Origin of the sequence: Cryptosporangium sp. NPDC051539 (assembly GCF_044454545.1) — a bacterium.
In the GTDB taxonomy this organism is placed as follows: Bacteria; Actinomycetota; Actinomycetes; order Mycobacteriales; family Cryptosporangiaceae; genus Cryptosporangium.
Map to the genome: position 1 here is coordinate 107,656 of NZ_JBITDV010000004.1, position 18,456 is coordinate 126,111.

Sequence of the window (18,456 nt, forward strand, 5' to 3'; positions counted from 1 at the left end):
GCGTCCGTGAAGCGCGACAATCCCCGCGTGCGATGTGAATTACTCCGTGGAGCGATCGGTCTGTCGGCGTTCGCCCCCGCCGCTGCCGCGTGGCTCCGCCACGATCCGGTCCGCCACAACCACCTCGCCACGGTCGTCAGCCAGCGCGCCGACGGCATGCTCCCGACCGAGCCGGATTCCGTCTGGGCCCTGATCCGGCGTGCGCCCGGCATCCCGCCGGACTGGGTCGCGACCTGGACCCCGCCGCACCTGCCGCTCGTTCCCGAGTTGGACGCCCCGGCCGCCGACGCGTTGGTGGACGCACTGCTCGAGGCCGGTGAGGAGCTGCCGGGTGTCACCGGGATGTCGCCGGGGCCGAGCGCGGTCGCCGAGGCGTGGGCGGCCCGCACCGGGGGGACGGTCCGGCCGGGCACGGCCACGAAGCTGCTCGTCCTGGACGCGCTCGTGCCGCCGGACGGCGTCCCGGGGCAGCTGATCCGAGCCGACTGGAGCTACCGGCCCTGGCTGATCCGAGCGGTCCTGGGTTTCGAGCGGGACACCCCGTCCGACGAACCGGCCCCGTTCACCGAGGCGGACGCCGCCCGCACCGTCGACCAGTTGCTCGCGGCCGGGCTGGCCTGGCTGTGGGAGGTCCGCGGCGAGCCGGTCGCGCTCGTCTCGTTCCGTGGACCGGCGGGTGGCATCTACCGGATCGGGATGGTCTACACGCCGCCGAAGCAGCGTCGGCACGGTTACGCGGCTGCGGCGACGGCCGAGCTGAGCCAGCACCTGCTCGACATCGGCGCCGGAGGTGTCGTCCTGTTCACCGACGCGGCCAACCCGACGTCGAACGGCGTCTACGAACGGATCGGTTACCGAGCCGTCGCCACCGGCGAGACCTGGACCTTTATCCCGTCCTGATCCGGCAGCCGCCGGTTGGCCAGGCTGGGCAGCTCGGCCCGCAGCGTCTCGACGCGGTCGAGGTCGAGGTCGAGGGTGACGACACCGACGACGTCCGGAGCCTGCGCGACCACCGTGCCCCAGGGGTCGACGACCATGCTGCGGCCGAAGCAGGTCCGCCCCGGCTCGTGGTCACCGATCTGACCGGCCGCGACGACGTAACACTGGTTCTCGATCGCCCGGGCCCTGAGCAGAACCTCCCAGTGGTCCCGCCCGGTGTGGGCCATGAACGCCGCCGGAACGACGAGCACCCGGGCCCCGGCGACGGCCAGCGCGCGGTAGAGCTCGGGGAAGCGCAGGTCGTAGCAGATCGAGAGGCCGACCGGGACGCCCTCGACGTCCGCGACCACGAGCTCCTCCCCCGGCGCGATCGTCTTCGACTCGGCGTAGGACACCCGGCCGGGGATCTCGACGTCGTAGAGGTGGATCTTGCGGTAGAGGGCGATGCGCTCGCCGGACCGGTCGAACACCAGGCTGGTGTTGTAGGCCCGCTCGCCGTCTCCGGCGCGCTCGCGGAACGAACCGGCGAGCACGTTGAGGTTCAGGTCCCGGGCCGCGGCCGCGAAAAACTGGGCGAATTCTCCGTCGGCCGCTTCGGGTTCCGGCTCGCCCCGGCGCCGGCCGAGGTAGTCGACGAACTCCGGCAACACCGCGAAGTCGGCGCCGCCCTTTGCGGCCTGTTCGAGCAAGCGCCGCGCTTCCGCGAGGTTCGCCGCCCGGTCGTCCTGCGAGTTGATCTGGCACACCGCTACGCGCATGGGTACCAGTGTTATCCCGTGGCGGCCAGGAGGGCCAGGGCCGTTCCGGCCAGGCCCAGGCCGAGGAGCTGCCAGCCGCGGACCTTTTCGTGATCGAGCACCAGCGCGAGCACGACCGTGCTGGCCGGGTAGAGCGACGCCACCGGTGCGACGATCGCCAGCTGACCGGCGTTGTTGGCCACCACGTAGAGGACGTTGGCGATCGTGTCGAACGCACCGGCCGCCACCGCGAACGGCAGCGCGGCCCGCGCCACGGTCAGCCGCTCCCGCCCTACCAGACTCGCCCCGAGCAGCGCGACCAGCGCGGCCGCGTGCGCGACGACCAATGGCCACTGCCCGGCCCCGGCGTCGACCCGGTCCAGCAGGACGAAGAACAGCCCGAACCCGAGCCCGGAAACGGCGGCCAGCCCCACCAGCGCGGGGGTGACGATCGCGCTGGTGTCCGCAGGCCGGCCCCCGCCGGCACTCACCAGCGCGATCGCCACGATCGCGACCCCCACGCCGGCCAGCGGCAGGGCGCCGGGCGAACCGTCCACCACCAGCCCGACGACGACCGGCAGCACCGCCGACGCGGCGGCGGCGACCGGAGCGACCACGGCCATCGCCCCTACCGACATCGCCCGGTAGAACAGCACCACGGCCCCGACGCCGGCCAGCCCGGCCAATGCGGACCAGCCCACGTCACGGACGCTCAGCCCGTGCCCGGCGCCGAGGAGCAGCGCGAGGACGAGCAGCAGCGGGAACCCGCACAGCTTGGCCACGAACGACACCGCGACGGCCGGCGCCCGCTTGCCGGCGGAGCCACCGCAGTAGTCCGCCACACCGAAGACCAGCGCGGAGCATCCGGCCAGCAGCGCGGGGATCAACGGGGGCTCCAACCGGTAGCGTTCAACGAGGTCACGTTCCCCGTTGTATCACTTCATTGACCGGAGAGGCCAATATATTGACCGCCGCTCGTGATGACGCGCGCCCGGCGATCGCCTCACTCGTAGGCGGCCGCGTCCGGAGCCTGCGCACCGCGCGCCACTGGTCACTGGACGAGCTGGCCGGCCGGTCCGGCGTCAGCAAGGGCATGGTCGTGCAGATCGAGGGCGGCCGGACCAACCCGAGCATCGGCACGCTGGTCCGCATCGCCGACGCGTTCGGCGTCACGGTGGCCCGTCTCGTCGAGGAGCAGCGCCCGCCCGAGGTGCGGGTGAATTCGCCCGAGGACTACAGCCTGCTCTGGGAAGGTCCGTCGGGCGGCCGGGCGACGCTGCTCGCGGGTATCGACGATCCGGAGTTCGTCGAGTTCTGGGAGTGGGTGCTGGAGCCGGGCGAGGAGCAGATCTCCGACGACCACGCGGCCGGCACCCGCGAGATCGCCCACGTGCTGGCCGGGACGCTCACGCTGGTCGTGGGCGCGGCCGAGTTCCGGGTCGAAGCCGGACACACCGCGGTCTACCCGGGTGACGTCCCGCACCGGTACCGGAACGTCGGCGCCGAGCGGACCCGCGTCCACATGGTCGTCACGATGCCACCGGGCGAGTTCGACCGCCGCTCCCCCCGGCGCTGAGCCACGTGCCGCGCCCGTCGATCGGGTTCGACCTGGTGTCGTGGTCGGCCGAGGTCAATTCCGACACCGCGGCCTGGGTCGACGAGATCGATCGCCTGCGGTCCGTCGGCGTGGATCGGGTGACGCTCGTGCCCTACCGGTTCGTCTCGGCCGAGACCGGACGATTGAGCGCGCAGAGCGCCTACGGTCTGAACACCGGTCCGAGCGACGCCGTGCTGGCGGCGGCGATCCGGCGCGCGCTCGCGCACGGCCTGGACGTCGGCCTGATGCCGCTTCTCGAGCTCGATCAGCCGGAGGGGATCGGACGTCAGTGGCGCGGCACGCTGACGCTCTCCGGAGAACCCGCGGACGAATTCTTCTTGGGCTACGGCGAGTACCTGGCCGGGCTGGTCCGCCTGGCGCCACCGGGCGGCCCGCTCCGGATGAGCATCGGCTCCGAGTTGCGTGGCCTGACCTCCGATCGGGCGCTGGCTCCGCGCTGGCGGGCGTTGATCGCCGGGTTGCGGCCGACGAGTCCCCTCAACTACTGCGCCAACTGGGACGAGTTCGACCGCGTCCCGTTCTGGGACGACCTGGACGGCATCTCGGTGAACGCCTACTTCCCGCTGGCGTCGCCCCGCGCCGCGGAGGGCGTCGGAAACCCGAGCGCCGCCACGTTGAGGAAGGGCTGGGGTCCTCACCTGCGGACGCTGCGCGCGTTGGCCGAGTCCCGGCGCCGCCCGCTCACGATCAGCGAGTGGGGAACGGTCCCGTACGACCTCACGTCGACCGCCCCGTGGAACTGGCGCCCTACCGAAACGCCTGATCCGGCCGAGCAATTCAACGCCTACGATGCGACCTTGCGGGCGATCACCGACCAGGGGGCCTGGCTCGCGGCCTGCGATTTCTGGCACTGGCGCATGCCGGGCTCGGAAGGCAGCGCCTACGCGGTCGGCCCACCGGACGCCGTCGTCGACTTGATCCGTGCCTACGTGCGAGGTGAGGGCTGAATGCCCGGCCATGACGTGTTTCTGAGCCACAGCGCCTGGGACAAAGAGATGGCGCGGCGGCTGAAGACCGATCTGGAGGTCTACGGCTACACGGTCTGGCTCGACGAGTCGGAACTCGTGGTGGGCAGCTCGCTCTCGCCGGCGATCCAGGCCGCGATCCGGGGCTGCCGGTTCCTGGCCGCGCTGTACTCGGTGAACACGATCGAGTCGGTCTGGGTCGGGCGAGAGCGACGGCTGGCGGCCGACGCCGGGATTCCGGTCATCCCGATCGCGCTGGACGCGGCCGATCCGGCGCTGATCGACAGCGGATCGTTCTACGTCGACCTGACCCGGCCCGACGACCAGCACGCTTACCACCGGGCGTTCCACGACCTCTTACGGCGGTTGGGCGCACCCACCGAAGTGCCGTCGCGCCTGCAGGTCTACTCGGACGGGTTGTGCCGCGGCTGGCTGAATTCGTCGTGGCAGGCGTCCTGCCGGGAGCGGGTGTCCTACGACGGCCGATCCGTGGCCTTTCGGGCCGAGCTGCGGCCGTTCGGCGGAATCGCATTCGTGTTCCGCAGCGGAATCAGCACCGCGCCGTTCAGCAGCCTGCGGTTCTCCCTGCACGGCGGCGACCCCGGCGGACACAAGATGAAGGTGTTCGTCAACGACCGGATCGGAAACGGCATCCGGAATCCGGTCGCGCTCGACCCACTGCCCAGCGGTCAGTGGTGTGACTACACGCTCTCGCTCGAGGAACTCGACGCCGAGAACACGATCATCTTCAAGGTGAACTGGTCGCACGAGCAGGACGAGCTGAGCGGCCCGCTGCATCTCGCGGACGTCGAGTTCGTCAGCGGGAGCTGAGACGTCCCCAGGCCAGGACCGCGCAGAGCGCGAACCCCACCGCGTTCAGGATCCCGTGCGTTGCCGCCATCCAGGTCAGGCTCAATGCGGGGACGCCGACCGCGTTCCCCAGCGCCCAGTCCAGGGCCAGCACCATCGTGACGACGAGCACGGCGGCGGAGGTCGCCAAAAGCACGCGGGTGACCCGGTCCGGCGTCGCGGAGCGGGCGTGCCAGGTCAGTGCACCGACCACCCACATCCCGAGCGTGAGCACGGCCGCTCCGGCCAGCTCGACGTAGTCACCGAGGAAGAATCCGGCGAGCACCAGCAGGGTCCCGACCGGCACGGTGAGCGCCGCCGCGGACGCCGCCCGCCCGGCGTCCGGGAGCCGGCCGACCAGCCCGGCGACGAGGGCGGCGGCGAACCCGGCGAAGTGGAAGTGGGCCACGGTGAGCAGCAGGATCTTCGGCCCGAACCCGAGTAGCTCCCAGCCGCCCCGCTCCGCCACCAGCGAGATCCCCGCCACCGCGGGTGTGACCAGCGCGGTCGCCGCCGCCACCTCGGCCGGCCGCAGCACGCTACCCCCGCCCGCAGCGGTCAGGCGGCGGGCGGCGGTCGCGGCGAGGGCCACGGTGGCGGCCGCGTAGAGCACCGCGATCGCGGCGGCCGGCGGACCGGCCGGTAACAGCAGCGCGACTACCCCGGCGGCCGCGGCCGGCCGCCACCACCGGCGCACGCCGCCCAATCCGGGCGCCTCGAGCAGGCGCAACCCGAGCGGCACGATTACGAGCATTCCGAGCGCGATCACCGGCACCACGATCCAGCGCAGCATCGCCGACCTCCTGATTGAGCGACTGCTCAAACGGTACTCCCCGCTTGAGCAGTCGCTCAACTCCCGGTCAGCCGATCTTCACCAACCGGCCGTTCTGCCAGCGCCAGACCTCGTCGGACGGTCCGTCCCTCCCGGCCGGCGTCCGCCTCACGAACATCACGTCGACGCCGTTCTCCCCCGGCCCGATCCGGCACCGCAGATCCGCGAGTTGTGGCGCGGTCACCGCCCCGAGCAGGCGTGGTCCGCCCTTCTCGTTCTCGGTGTAGACCACGATCGCCGCCCCGGACTCGCTGGTGGCCAGACCGCACCGGACGAGAACCGCCGCCTCGTCGACGCCGTCACCGGTCAGGTCGCCGTACGACGGCTGCACCCCGGCCGGCAGGATTTCGTAGCGCAGGGCTCCGTACGTCGGGTTCTGCCCGGTGGCGACTCCGCCGGAGAACCGCAGCCGCTTTTCCACGCAGACGGTGGCCCACTGCGGCAGGTTCAGGATCGCGTTCTTCCAGTCGGTCGCCCGCAGTGACGTGATTTTCCCCGGCGATGGCGATCCCGACGACGATCGCCGGCCCGACGGCGACGACCCGGGAGAACCGGACGGCGACGAGGACGCGGGCGGCGAGTTCGACGGCGTCGGCAGCACCGTCGGCGACGGGCCGGCCGGCGGGATCGGCCGGAGCGTGTCCGGCTCCGACGCCCCCCACGCCGCAAGGCCCCCGGCGGCCAGCATCACCGCCGCGGCGGCCGCGACCACCGCCCGCCGGCGGGTCCGGCGGTGACGGCCGGTCGCCTCGGCCGCATCCGGCCCCGGGCCGTCGAACGACCCGGCCGGATCCTCCCGCAGGTCGGCGAAGAGCGCCGACAGCCGGTCCGGTTCAGTCATCGGTCCTCCTCCCACTCACTACGCCCGGCACCTGCCGCACTGCTCCGGAAATCGGTTCCTCCGGCCAGGTCGACGTCGTTCCCGCCCAGTTGTTCGGCCAGCGCCGCCCGCCCGCGGTGCAGCCAGGACTTGACGGTTCCGACCGCCACCGATTCCTGGGCCGCGATGTCGGCCACCGACAGATCGGCCAGGTAGTGCAGGACGATGGCCCGCCGTAACCTCGGCGACAGCGTCGCCAGCGCTGTGACCAGCGTCAGGTGCTCGACATCGGGCGGCTCGACGTGCTGTTCGCGCTGCCGGTACCGGTGCGCCAGCGCGGTGCGGGCCCGCCGCCATCGGCTGACGGCCAGACGCCAGGCCACCCGCCGCACCCAGGCGAGCGGCTCGTCGTAGCGGGAGACCGTCGACCAGCGCATCCAGGCGCGGGTGAACGCCTCCTGGACCAGGTCCTGCGCCTCCGCGCGGTCACCGTGGTACGCGTACAGCTGTTTGCAGAGCACCGGGAAGTGCTCCGCGTAGAACTGCTGGAAGTCGCGTCCGGGATCGGTCACGGCCCTCCTCCCCGTCGCCGGCCCGCGTGCCGGTTCGCCCGTTCACACGCCTGGGGAGACCGGGAGGTTGCAGCCTGCCCCGGTGTACGGGCACACGACGACGAAGCCCCGCCCGGAGATCCGGGCGGGGCTTCGGCTTACCGGCTCAGGCCGACTTTTCCCGGCGCTCGCGCTTGGGGACGTCCCTGGGGACGATCGTCGGAAGCACCTTCTCGAGCACGACCTCACGGCTGATCACCACGCGGGCGACATCGGGCCGGGAGGGGATCTCGTACATGACCGACATCAGGACCTCCTCCATGATCGCGCGGAGGCCGCGGGCACCGGTGCCCCGCAGGATCGCCTGATCGGCGATCGCCTCGAGCGCGTCGTGGGTGAAGTCGAGCTCGACGCCGTCGAGCTCGAACAGCCGCTGGTACTGCTTCACCAGCGCGTTCCGCGGCTCGGTCAGGATCTGCATCAGCGCACGCCGGTCGAGGTTGCGCACCGTCGTGATGACCGGGAGGCGGCCCACGAACTCCGGGATCATCCCGAACTTCAGCAGGTCTTCCGGCATGACGTCGGCGAACACGTCGTCGGTGGTGCGCTCGGACGCGGAGATGATGTTCGCGGCGAAGCCCAGGCCGTTCTTGCCGACCCGGTTCTCGATGATCTTCTCGAGCCCCGCGAACGCCCCACCGACGATGAACAGCACGTTGGTGGTGTCGATCTGGATGAACTCCTGGTGCGGGTGCTTGCGACCGCCCTGCGGCGGGACGCTCGCGGTCGTCCCTTCCAGGATCTTCAGCAGCGCCTGCTGGACGCCCTCGCCCGAGACATCGCGGGTGATCGACGGGTTCTCGCTCTTGCGGGCGATCTTGTCGACCTCGTCGATGTAGATGATGCCGGTCTCGGCCCGCTTGACGTCGTAGTCCGCGGCCTGGATCAGCTTCAGCAGGATGTTCTCGACATCCTCACCGACGTAGCCGGCCTCGGTCAGCGCCGTGGCGTCCGCGATCGCGAACGGGACGTTGAGCAGCTTCGCGAGCGTCTGCGCCAGGTGCGTCTTGCCGCATCCGGTCGGGCCGATCAGCAGAATGTTCGACTTGGCCAGCTCGACGGGCTCGGGACCGGAGTTGCGGTGCCCCGCGGTCTCGGCCTGAATGCGCTTGTAGTGGTTGTAGACCGCTACCGCCAGCGCCTTCTTGGCCGAGTCCTGCCCCACGACGTATTGGTCGAGGAACTCGCAGATCTCGATCGGCTTGGGGAGCTCGTCCCACTTCAGCTCGGAGGACTCGGAGAGCTCCTCCTCGATGATTTCGTTGCACAGGTCGATGCACTCATCACAGATGTACACCCCTGGGCCCGCGATGAGCTTCTTGACCTGCTTCTGCGACTTTCCACAGAAAGAGCACTTCAGCAGGTCTCCGCCGTCACCGATCCGTGCCACGAACGACCATCTCCCTGTCCTCGCCGGACCGCCGGCCGACTGACTCCTCGACGGTACATGCTCCGCGCCCTCGCTGAAGCCTGGTCGTGAGGGCGCGTCGCCTTACTTCGTCGCTCAACCCGCCGCGACCGGAAGCTTCTTGCGGCTCTCGAGCACCTGGTCGATGAGGCCGTACTCCTTGGCCTCCGCCGCCGTCAGAATCTTGTCGCGCTCGATGTCCTTGCGGACCTTCTCGATCGACTGACCGGAGTGCGAGGAAAGCATTTGTTCCAACTGCGTGCGCATGCGCAAGATCTCACGCGCCTGGATCTCGATGTCGGAGCCCTGGCCGCCACCCTCGCTGTACGGCTGGTGGATCAGCACCCGGGCGTTCGGCAGCGCCAGACGCTTGCCGGGCGAGCCGGCCGCGAGCAGCACGGCCGCGGCGGACGCCGCCTGGCCCATGCACACCGTCTGGATGTCGCACCGGACGAACCGCATGGTGTCGTAGATGGCCGTCAGCGCGGTGAACGAACCACCCGGCGAGTTGATGTAGATCCAGATGTCGCGATCCGGGTCCATCGACTCGAGGCAGAGCAGCTGAGCCATGACGTCGTTCGCGCTGGCGTCGTCGATCTGCACGCCGAGGAAGATGATGCGCTCCTCGAACAGCTTGTTGTACGGGTTCATCTCCTTGATGCCGTACGACGTGCGCTCGACGAACGACGGCAGGACGTAGCGGCCCTGTGGTGCGGTATCGCGGTTGTACAACCCGGAGCCCGGGAAGCTTAGGTCACTCATCGTCTGGTTCCTCCGGACGTGAAAGGCGCGTGGAACGGGCGGTCGGCTGACTCACGCTCAGTGAGCGCCGGTGGTCGCCGCCACGTCGGAAGTCGTAGGCAGTACCTGGTCGATGAGGCCGTACTCCTGAGCCTCGTCGGCCGTGAACCAGCGGTCGCGGTCGGAGTCGGCCTCGATCTGCTCGACCGTCTGGCCGGTGTGGTAGGCGATCCGCTCCTGCATCAGCCGCTTCGTGTACAGCATCTGCTCGGCCTGGATCGCGATGTCGCTGGCCGAACCGCCGATGCCGCCGGAGGGCTGGTGCATCATCACGCGGGTGTGCGGGAGCGCGTACCGCTTGCCGCGGGCGCCTGCGCACAGGATGAACTGCCCCATCGACGCGGCCAGGCCGAGGCCGTAGGTCGCGACGTCGTTCGGGATGAACTGCATCGTGTCGTAGATCGCCATACCCGACGAGACGCTGCCGCCCGGCGAGTTGACGTAGAGCGCGATGTCGCGCGTGGGGTCTTCCGCGGAGAGGAGCAGCAGCTGGGCGCAGATGCGGTTGGCCATCTCGTCGTCGAACTGCTGACCGAGGAAGATGATGCGCTCCTTGAGGAGCCGGTTGAACACCGAGTCATCGAAGCCCATCCCGCTTCCGCTCGGCCCTCGGCCGACGGGTCCTGCCGGTGTGTGCAACTGGGTCACGATGCCTGCCTTCGAATTTTCGAGCACGGGTTACGAGCACTGGCGCTGCTGGTGAGCGTCCGAAGATCCGCTCCGTACGCCCGACACTAACGCGGGCCCGAGGCCCCTGACGGGGCCTCGGGGGGGTGTTCGCTGTGAGCGCACGATTGCCGACCGGAAGGCTGAGCCGTCAGGCCTGCGCCGGTGCGGCGTCGGTGTCGTCAGCGGCCTCGGCGTCGGCCTCGTCGAGCTCCGCCTGCGGCGGCGTGATCTCTTCCTGCAGGGCCTTCAAGTCGATCGGGTTGCCCGCCGAGTCGACGATCTTGGCCGACTCGGTGACCAGGCCCAGCGCCTTGCCGCGACGCAGGTCGGCCACCACGATCGGCAGCTCGCCGCCCTGCACGAGCTGGTCGGCGAACTGCTGCGGGTTCACGCCCGACTGCTGCGCCCGGCGGACGACCTCGCTGGTGAGCTCACCGTCGTCGATGCCGACCTCTTCGGCGTCGGCGATCGCGTCCAGGACGAGCTGCGAGCGGACGGCCTGCGCGCAGTCTTTGTCGAGCTGCTCGTCGAACTCTTCCTGGGTCTGGCCCTCGTTCTCGAGGTACTGCTCGATCGTCAGGCCGGCGTTCTCGAGCGCGTGGCTGAGCTGGTGCTTGCGGTACTCGATCTCGTCCTGGAGAACCTTCTCCGGCATCGGGACCTCGACCGCGTCGAGGAGGGCCTCGAGCGTCTTGTCGCGGGCCGCGACGGCCTGCTCCAGCTTCTTGACCCGCCCGAGCCGGGTGCGGACGTCGTCGCGCAGCTCGTCGAGCGTGTCGAACTCCGACGCGGTCTGGGCGAACTCGTCGTCCAGCTCGGGGAGCTCCTTCTCCTTCACCGTGCGGATCGTGACCTTGACGTCCGCGTCCTGGCCCGCGTGCTCGCCGCCGGCCAGCGTGGTGGTGAACGAGACCTCTTCGCCGGCCGAGTGACCCTCGATCGCGGCGTCGGTGCCCTCGAGCAGCTGGCCGCTGCCGACCTCGTAGGAGACGTTCTCGGCCGAGCCGCCCTCGATGTCGACGCCGTCGATCGTGGCGTGCAGGTCGAGCTGGACGAAGTCGCCCGGCTGCACCGCGCGCTCGACGCCCTTGAGCGTGGAGAACCGCTGGCGCAGGCTGTCGACCTGGCTGTCGATGTCTTCGTCGCCGACCACGGCCTCGTCGACCGTGACCTCGAGCGTGGAGAAGTCGGGGATCGTGAGCTCGGGCCGGACGTCGACCTCGGCGGTGAACGAAACCTTCTCGCCGTCGGCCAGCTCGGTCACCTCGACCTCGGGACGGCCGATGACCTTGATGTCGTGCTCACGCACCGCGCTGGAGTAGTGCGTGGGGATCGCGTTGTTGAGCGTCTCCTCGAGCACGGCGGCCCGGCCGATGCGCTGGTCGATCAGGCGCGGCGGGACCTTGCCCTTCCGGAAGCCCGGGATCGAGACCTGGTTCGCGATCGAGCGGTACGCCTCGTCGAGGTTGGGCTTCAGCTCCTCGAAGGGCACCTCGACGGCGAGCCGCACCCTGGTGGGGCTCAGGGTCTCGACGGTGCTCTTCACGTGTGTGCTCCTCAGCGCTGCAGGTGTAGTGGGATGTTCGATCTCCGTGAGATAGAGCACCCAGTCTATGCGACTGCCCGGCTCGCCGAGAGGCGGGCCGCGTGGCGGTCACGGCCGGCGGACGATCAGCCCGGCTGACGAATATTCCCTGGCCGGACGCCCGGGGCGAGCGCCGGGCCCCGGGGCGGGTACCCGGCGGTACGAGACCCGCTCCGGGAGGTGGTGGTTCGCCGCTGGACCGTGTCCGGCGGTGGTGCCGAGGGCGGCGTGGATACAGATGGCCGGGACCGCCGGAGCGGGGTCGGCCGACCGACCGGATCAGCCCTCGCGGACCCGGGTCGTCCATCATCGACGGTCCGGCGAGGCCGGGGACGGGGATCCGGCGAGGCCGGGGACGGCCTTGTCGCCGAGGCCCAGCATGATGAACAGCGCTAGCAGGATCACGGTGCTGCGGACCGGCCGGCCGGACTCCGTCGAAAGGGGATCGATGTCGGAGACGGTGGGTTCGGGAATCGTCTACGGGGAGACGTTCGGAGCTCGGCGGGTCGAGTTCGGGATCGTCGACGGGCTGGCGATGTTCGAGGGTGACATCGTGCTCGGGCCCGCTTCTTCGGTGGCCGCGCGCTCGGCGGTGGCAATTGGGGGCCAGTCGTTCCGCTGGCCGGACGGAGTGATTCCGTACGAGATCTCACCGTCGTTGCCGTCGGCTCAGCGGGACGCGGTGGCCGCGGCCGTGGAGCACTGGAACTCGTCGACCCGGTTGTCGGTGGTGCCGCGGACCTCGGAGGCGGACTACGTGCGGTTCGTGCCCGGGAGCGGGTGCTCGTCGTCGGTCGGGCGGCAGGGCGGGGTGCAGGACCTGAACCTGGGGACCGGGTGCCAGTTCGGGCAAGCGGCGCACGAGCTCGGACACGTGGCCGGGTTGTGGCACGAGCAGAGCCGGGAGGACCGCGACCGGTTCGTGCGGATCGTGTGGGAGAACATCGATCCGGCGCTGCGGCACAACTTCGACCAGCACGTCACCGACGGGGACGACGTCGGGGCCTACGACTACGGATCGATGATGCATTACCCGGCGGTCTCGTTCTCGATCGACGGTCAGCCGACGATCGTGCCGCTGGAAGCCGGGGTCTCGATCGGGCAGCGGGAAGCGCTGTCGGCGCTGGACCGGGCGGCGATCCGGGTGCTGTACCCGGCGCTGGAACCGTCGTTCACCTCGACCTGGGCGACGACGTCCGGGGTGCTGTTCCGGCTGCGGGATCGCTGGCAGCTGGGGACGCTCGAGCCGGGCGCACTGACCTGGTCGGTCGTGGGATCGGGCCCGGCGGCGGTGGCGGTCGGAGACTTCGACGGGGACGGGGTCTGCGAAGTGCTGTCGGCCTCGGGGGCGCTGGGACGGGTGGAGGACGGGGTGCTGCGCTGGTCGGGTGCGGGCCCGGTGCGGCCGGGGACGCTGATCGCCGTGGACGTGGACGGGGACGGGCGGGACGAACTGCTGGTCTCGGACGCCGGCGAGTGGTGGTGCGGGTCGCTGTCGGGTCCGGCGTTCTCGTGGGCCCCGGTCGGAGCGTCGTCGCCGGGGACGCGCGCGGCCGGGATGCCCACCGGGTTGCTGGTGACCGGTGACGAGGAGACCGTGCGCGGGACGCTCGAGGACGGCACTCTGGCGTGGGAGTGGGTCGGCGATCCGGCGCCGGAAGGGCGGCTGATCCCGGGCCTGTTCGTCGTCGGGACGGACGAGCTGTGGGCCGGCTCGTTCGATTCCTCGGACACGCTGACCTGGGAGTCGCTCGGCCCCGCGCCGGGTGAGATGGTCTGCGGGCTGCCGGACGGCCGGGCGCTGTCTTACGGCTCGCTGGAGGCGTCGTGGCGGCTGTACTCCCCCGGCGCCGGGTGGTCGTTCGCGGGGACGTTCGAGGCGTGATGCCGCGCCGCCGCTGACCCGGGGCGTCAAGGAACCGTCAAGGAAACCGCTGCGGCCGTTAGGGCGGTGTCAACGACGGCGGAAGCGGTGTTTCGGCGGCGTTCACTTCCGGTGCGGGCATCGAGACCGGTGTCCGTGACCTACCGGACCTGGAGTGTCCCCATGCTTGACCTGGCCTTCGTGGCCCTCGTCGTCGCGTTCTTCGCGCTCGCGGCACTCGTCGCACGAGGGGTGGAACGGCTGTGACCGCCGAGAACGTGGTGGGCTTGATCGCCTCGGTGCTGCTGATCGGCTACCTGCTGGTCGCGCTCGTCCTTCCGGAGAAGTTCTGATGAGCGACGTCGCAGCCGGACTGCTCCAGATCCTGGCGCTGGTCGTCGCGCTCGGATTCGGCTGGAAGTACCTCGGCGACTACATGGCCCGGGTGTACGAGTCCCCCGGACACGGCCGGGTCGAGCGTCTGCTCTACCGGACGGTCGGGGTCGACCCGGACGCCGACCAGCGGTGGCCGGTGTACCTCCGCAGCGTGCTGGCGTTCTCCGCGGTCAGCGTGCTGGGCCTCTACCTGCTGCAGCGGCTCCAAGGCCACCTGCCGCTGTCGGTCGGTTTCGCGGGCATCGACCCGGCGCTGGCGTTCAACACCGCGGCGAGCTTCGTCTCGAACACGAACTGGCAGGCCTACTCCGGCGAGGCCGCGATGGGCCACCTCGTCCAGATGGCCGGTCTGGCGGTGCAGAACTTCGCGTCGGCGGCGGTCGGCATGACCGTGGCGGTCGCGCTGATCCGCGGGTTCACGCGCAAGAGCACCGAGCGGCTCGGCAACTTCTGGGTCGACCTGTTCCGCGGGTCGTTCCGGATCCTGCTGCCGATCGCGGTGATCGCCACGATCGTGCTGGTCGCGTCCGGTGTCGTCCAGAACCTGGCTTCACCGCACGAGGTGAGCACGCTCGCCGGGGGCACGCAGTCGGTGACCGGCGGCCCGGTCGCCTCCCAGGAGGCCATCAAGGAGCTCGGCACCAACGGCGGCGGCTTCTACAACGCGAACTCCGCGCACCCGTTCGAGAACCCGAACGCGTTCACGAACTGGTTCGAGATCTTCCTGCTCCTGCTGATCCCGGTCGCGCTCACCCGGACGTTCGGCCGCATGATCGGCGACCGTCGCCAGGGCCTGGCGATCCTGGGCGTCATGACGACGATTTTCGCCGGCATGCTGGCGATCGTCTGGTCCTTCGAGGCGCGCCACCCCGGGCTGGCGTCGCAGGTGGCCGGCTCGGCCATGGAGGGCAAGGAGACCCGCTTCGGTGTGCCCGGTTCGGCACTGTTCGCGGTGGCCACGACCGGCACGTCCACCGGCGCGGTGAACTCGTTCCACGACTCGTACTCCGCGCTCGGCGGCGGCGCGATCCTGCTGAACATGCTGCTCGGCGAAATCGCGCCCGGCGGCGTCGGCTCCGGCCTCTACGGCATTCTGATCATGGCGATCCTGGCCGTGTTCATCGCCGGATTGATGGTCGGACGCACACCCGAGTACCTGGGCAAGAAGATCCAGAGCCGGGAGATCAAGCTCGTCTCGCTCTACATCCTGGCCACCCCGATGGCCGTGCTGGTCGGCACCGGGCTCGCGATGGCGTTCGGGTCCACGCGCGGCTCCATGCTGAACGACGGACCGCACGGCTTCTCCGAGGTGTTCTACGCGTTCGCCTCCGGCGGCAACAACAACGGCAGCGCGTTCGCCGGCCTGTCGGCGAACACGCCGTTCTACAACACCGCGATCGGTCTGGCGATGCTGATCGGCCGCTTCCTGCCGATGGTCTTCGTTCTCGCGCTGGCCGGCTCCCTGGCTCGGCAGCAACCGGTGCCGGTGACCGCCGGGACGCTACCCACCCACAAGGCGCTGTTCGTCGGCCTCCTGGTCGGCGTGATTCTCATCGTCACCGGTCTCACCTACTTCCCCGCTCTTTCTCTCGGCCCGCTCGCGGAGGGGCTCTAAGCCATGACTCTCGTCCAGGAACCCCCGGTTCAACTCCCTCCGTCGCAACCTCGCCGGGTCCACAGCGGGCTGCTCGACCCGAAGCTGCTGCTCACCTCGCTGCCCGAGGCGGTGAAGAAGCTCGACCCCCGGGTCATGGTGCGCACGCCGGTGATGTTCGTCGTCGAGATCGGCTCGGTCATCTCCACGGTCTTCGCGATCATCGACCCGAGCGTGTTCTCGATCGTCGTCGCGGTCTGGCTCTGGCTCACCGTGATCTTCGCGAACCTCGCCGAAGCCGTCGCCGAGGGCCGCGGCAAGGCGCAGGCCGACACCCTGCGCCGCACCAAGACCGAGACCGTCGCGCGCAAGCTGCTCGAAGACGGCACCGACGTCGAGGTGCCGGCGACTTCGCTGGTCCCCGGCGACCTGGTGGTCGTCGAAGCCGGACAGTTCATCCCCGGTGACGGTGACGTCGTCGAAGGTGTCGCGAGCGTCGACGAGTCGGCGATCACCGGTGAGTCCGCGCCGGTGATCCGGGAGTCCGGAGGCGACCGCAGTTCGGTCACCGGCGGCACCCGGGTGCTGTCCGACCGGATCGTCGTGAAGATCACCGCGAAGGCCGGCGAGAGCTTCATCGATCGGATGATCGCGCTGGTCGAGGGCGCGTCCCGGCAGAAGACGCCGAACGAGATCGCGCTGAACATCCTGCTCGCGAGCCTCACGATCGTGTTCCTGCTCGCGGTGGCCACCCTGCAGCCGTTCGCCGCCTACGCGGGCGCCGAGCAGCCGCTGATCATCCTGGTCGCCCTGGTCGTCTGTCTCATTCCGACGACGATCGGCGCGCTGCTCTCCGCGATCGGTATCGCGGGCATGGACCGGCTCGTCCAGCGCAACGTGCTCGCGATGTCCGGCCGCGCGGTCGAGGCCGCGGGTGACGTCACTACGTTGCTGTTGGACAAGACCGGGACGATCACCCTGGGCAACCGGGAAGCGACCGAGTTCATCCCGGTCGGGGAGGTGGCGCCGCGGGAGATCGCGGCGGCCGCCCAGCTCTCCAGCCTCGCCGACGAGACACCCGAGGGCCGGTCGATCGTGGTGCTGGCGAAGGAGGAGTACGCCCTTCGGGGAACGACCGTCGCCGACGCCGCCTTCGTCCCGTTCAGCGCGGAGACCCGGATGTCCGGTGTGGACCTGTACCCGGCGGGCGAGCGCGAACGGCCCGAGCGGCTGATCCGCAAGGGCGCGGCGTCGGCCGTGATGAAGTGGGTCCGCGACAACGGCGGCCACCCGACCGACGAGGTCGGACCGACCGTGGACGCGATCAGCGCCTCCGGCGGCACCCCGCTGGTGGTCGCGGAGAAGGTCGGCGACTCCCCAGCCCGGGCACTGGGCGTCATCCGTCTGAAGGACGTCGTCAAGAGCGGCATGCGTGAGCGGTTCGACGAACTGCGCCGCATGGGCATCCGCACCGTGATGATCACCGGCGACAACCCGCTCACCGCGAAGGCCATCGCCGAGGAGGCCGGTGTCGACGACTTCCTCGCCGAAGCCACCCCGGAAGACAAGATGCGGCTCATCAAGTCCGAGCAGGAGGGCGGCAAGCTCGTCGCGATGACCGGCGACGGCACGAACGACGCCCCGGCGCTGGCCGCCGCGGACGTCGGCGTCGCGATGAACTCCGGAACCTCGGCCGCCAAAGAGGCCGGCAACATGGTCGACCTCGACTCCAACCCGACGAAGCTCATCGAGATCGTCGAGATCGGCAAACAGTTGCTGATCACCCGGGGCGCGCTGACCACGTTCTCGATCGCCAACGACGTCGCGAAGTACTTCGCGATCATCCCGGCGATGTTCGTGGTCGCGTATCCCAGCCTCGACGCGCTGAACATCATGCGGCTGCACTCGCCGGAGTCCGCGATCGTGTCCGCGGTCATCTTCAACGCGCTCGTGATCATCGCGCTGATCCCGCTGGCGTTGCGCGGAGTGCGGTACACGCCCTCGTCCGCGTCGGCGATGTTGCGCCGCAACCTGCTCGTCTACGGCGTGGGCGGGCTGATCGTCCCGTTCATCGGGATCAAACTCATCGACCTCGTCGTCCAGTTCATTCCCGGCCTCTCCTGAACCCGGCCGCCCGGGGCCGCACGGCCCCGGGCACCACGCTCGAAAGAAGAAACCCGTCATGGCATCACGAGCACCGGCCGCGGTCCGGCAGTACGGCGCCGCCCTCCGGGCACTCCTCCTCTTCACCGTCGTCCTCGGCCTGGCCTACCCCCTGCTGATGACCGGCATCTCCCAGGTCGCGTTCCCGCACCAGGCCAACGGGTCGATGACCGGGCACGGGTCCAGCCTGCTCGGTCAGTCCTTCGCCGACGCCGACGGCAACCCGCTCGAGCAGTGGTTCCAGCCCCGCCCCTCGGCCGGCGGCTACGACCCGCTCGCCTCCGGCGCCTCCAACCTCGGCCCCAACGCCGAGGACCAGGTCAAGGCCGTCGAGAAGCGCCGGGTCCAGGTCGCCGAGTTCGACGGCGTGGCACCGGCCGACGTGGCACCGGACGCGCTCACCGCATCCGGCAGCGGCCTCGACCCGCACATCAGCCCCCGGTACGCCCGGGAGCAGATCAACCGCGTGGCCGCCGCGCGCGGGCTGCCGGTCGGCGAGGTGCGCAAGCTGGTCGACGACCACACCCAGGGACGGATCCTCGGCTTCCTCGGCGAAGACCGGGTCAACGTCCTGGAACTGAACAGCGCGCTGGACAAGCTCTGAT

General features: G+C 70.1%; 18 protein-coding genes. 9 read left to right on the top strand and 9 right to left on the bottom strand.

Annotation, left to right across the window (positions count from 1 at the left end; all coding sequences use genetic code 11):
* Window positions 1-27 precede the first annotated feature (27 nt).
* Window positions 28-900 carry a GNAT family N-acetyltransferase gene (locus ACIBZJ_RS14100; RefSeq protein WP_395929305.1) on the top strand — a complete coding sequence of 291 codons (873 nt, stop codon included), beginning with the start codon at window positions 28-30 and terminating at the stop codon, window positions 898-900.
* Here ACIBZJ_RS14100 and ACIBZJ_RS14105 read toward each other — a convergent pair.
* On the bottom strand, window positions 852-1,697 hold the full coding sequence (locus tag ACIBZJ_RS14105) for a carbon-nitrogen hydrolase family protein (RefSeq protein ID WP_395929307.1): 846 nt from the start codon (window positions 1,695-1,697) through the stop codon (window positions 852-854). The genes ACIBZJ_RS14100 and ACIBZJ_RS14105 overlap by 49 nt on opposite strands.
* An 11-nt stretch (window positions 1,698-1,708) precedes the next feature.
* Complete coding sequence (locus tag ACIBZJ_RS14110) at window positions 1,709-2,563, bottom strand: EamA/RhaT family transporter (RefSeq protein WP_395929309.1); 855 nt, start codon at window positions 2,561-2,563, stop codon at window positions 1,709-1,711.
* Between the two features lie 77 nt (window positions 2,564-2,640).
* On the opposite strand from ACIBZJ_RS14110, the gene ACIBZJ_RS14115 reads away from it, so the two are divergent.
* Genes ACIBZJ_RS14115 through ACIBZJ_RS14125 form a run of 3 tightly spaced genes read left to right on the top strand, consistent with a single transcriptional unit; the run spans window position 2,641 to window position 5,090 of the window.
* Window positions 2,641-3,252 carry a helix-turn-helix domain-containing protein gene (locus ACIBZJ_RS14115; protein WP_395929311.1) on the top strand — a complete coding sequence of 204 codons (612 nt, stop codon included), beginning with the start codon at window positions 2,641-2,643 and terminating at the stop codon, window positions 3,250-3,252.
* A 5-nt stretch (window positions 3,253-3,257) separates the two neighbouring features.
* Window positions 3,258-4,241 carry a glycoside hydrolase family 113 gene (locus ACIBZJ_RS14120; RefSeq protein ID WP_395929313.1) on the top strand — a complete coding sequence of 328 codons (984 nt, stop codon included), beginning with the start codon at window positions 3,258-3,260 and terminating at the stop codon, window positions 4,239-4,241.
* Window positions 4,242-5,090: a toll/interleukin-1 receptor domain-containing protein gene (locus tag ACIBZJ_RS14125; RefSeq protein ID WP_395929315.1), complete on the top strand. Its 849-nt coding sequence runs from the start codon at window positions 4,242-4,244 to the stop codon at window positions 5,088-5,090.
* Here the strand turns inward: ACIBZJ_RS14125 and ACIBZJ_RS14130 are convergent.
* The 7 genes from ACIBZJ_RS14130 to tig all read right to left on the bottom strand — a co-directional run bounded on the left by ACIBZJ_RS14130 (window position 5,077) and on the right by tig (window position 11,795).
* A complete protein-coding gene (locus ACIBZJ_RS14130; RefSeq protein ID WP_395930210.1) occupies window positions 5,077-5,898 on the bottom strand; it encodes a YndJ family protein in 822 nt (273 codons plus the stop codon). The genes ACIBZJ_RS14125 and ACIBZJ_RS14130 overlap by 14 nt on opposite strands.
* Before the next feature lie 70 nt (window positions 5,899-5,968).
* Window positions 5,969-6,781 (bottom strand): hypothetical protein, encoded by an 813-nt coding sequence (locus tag ACIBZJ_RS14135; RefSeq protein WP_395929317.1) that lies wholly within the window; start codon window positions 6,779-6,781, stop codon window positions 5,969-5,971.
* A complete protein-coding gene (locus ACIBZJ_RS14140) occupies window positions 6,778-7,332 on the bottom strand; it encodes a SigE family RNA polymerase sigma factor (protein ID WP_395929319.1) in 555 nt (184 codons plus the stop codon). The genes ACIBZJ_RS14135 and ACIBZJ_RS14140 overlap by 4 nt, the downstream gene beginning before the upstream one ends.
* 145 nt (window positions 7,333-7,477) lie before the next feature.
* On the bottom strand, window positions 7,478-8,761 hold the full coding sequence (clpX, locus tag ACIBZJ_RS14145) for an ATP-dependent Clp protease ATP-binding subunit ClpX (protein ID WP_395929321.1): 1,284 nt from the start codon (window positions 8,759-8,761) through the stop codon (window positions 7,478-7,480).
* A gap of 114 nt (window positions 8,762-8,875) precedes the next feature.
* On the bottom strand, window positions 8,876-9,541 hold the full coding sequence (locus ACIBZJ_RS14150; protein ID WP_395929323.1) for an ATP-dependent Clp protease proteolytic subunit: 666 nt from the start codon (window positions 9,539-9,541) through the stop codon (window positions 8,876-8,878).
* Window positions 9,542-9,598: 57 nt separating this feature from the next.
* Window positions 9,599-10,171, bottom strand: a complete 573-nt coding sequence (locus ACIBZJ_RS14155) for an ATP-dependent Clp protease proteolytic subunit (RefSeq protein ID WP_395929325.1) — start codon at window positions 10,169-10,171, stop codon at window positions 9,599-9,601.
* A 226-nt stretch (window positions 10,172-10,397) separates the two neighbouring features.
* Window positions 10,398-11,795, bottom strand: coding sequence for a trigger factor (gene tig, locus ACIBZJ_RS14160; protein ID WP_395929327.1), 1,398 nt, complete (start codon window positions 11,793-11,795; stop codon window positions 10,398-10,400).
* Between the two features lie 487 nt (window positions 11,796-12,282).
* Here tig and ACIBZJ_RS14165 point away from each other — a divergent pair, with 487 nt between their 5' ends.
* From ACIBZJ_RS14165 to kdpC, 5 genes are all read left to right on the top strand, one after another.
* On the top strand, window positions 12,283-13,719 hold the full coding sequence (locus tag ACIBZJ_RS14165) for a M12 family metallopeptidase (protein WP_395929329.1): 1,437 nt from the start codon (window positions 12,283-12,285) through the stop codon (window positions 13,717-13,719).
* 242 nt (window positions 13,720-13,961) lie between these two features.
* Window positions 13,962-14,051, top strand: a complete 90-nt coding sequence (locus tag ACIBZJ_RS14170) for a potassium-transporting ATPase subunit F (RefSeq protein WP_395929331.1) — start codon at window positions 13,962-13,964, stop codon at window positions 14,049-14,051.
* Complete coding sequence (gene kdpA, locus ACIBZJ_RS14175; RefSeq protein ID WP_395929333.1) at window positions 14,051-15,709, top strand: potassium-transporting ATPase subunit KdpA; 1,659 nt, start codon at window positions 14,051-14,053, stop codon at window positions 15,707-15,709. The genes ACIBZJ_RS14170 and kdpA overlap by 1 nt, the downstream gene beginning before the upstream one ends.
* Before the next feature lie 3 nt (window positions 15,710-15,712).
* The gene (gene kdpB / locus ACIBZJ_RS14180; RefSeq protein WP_395929335.1) at window positions 15,713-17,812 is read left to right on the top strand and encodes a potassium-transporting ATPase subunit KdpB; all 2,100 of its coding nucleotides are present in this window, start codon (window positions 15,713-15,715) and stop codon (window positions 17,810-17,812) included.
* A 58-nt stretch (window positions 17,813-17,870) separates the two neighbouring features.
* On the top strand, window positions 17,871-18,455 hold the full coding sequence (gene kdpC, locus ACIBZJ_RS14185; protein WP_395929337.1) for a potassium-transporting ATPase subunit KdpC: 585 nt from the start codon (window positions 17,871-17,873) through the stop codon (window positions 18,453-18,455).
* Window position 18,456: the final 1 nt, after the last annotated feature.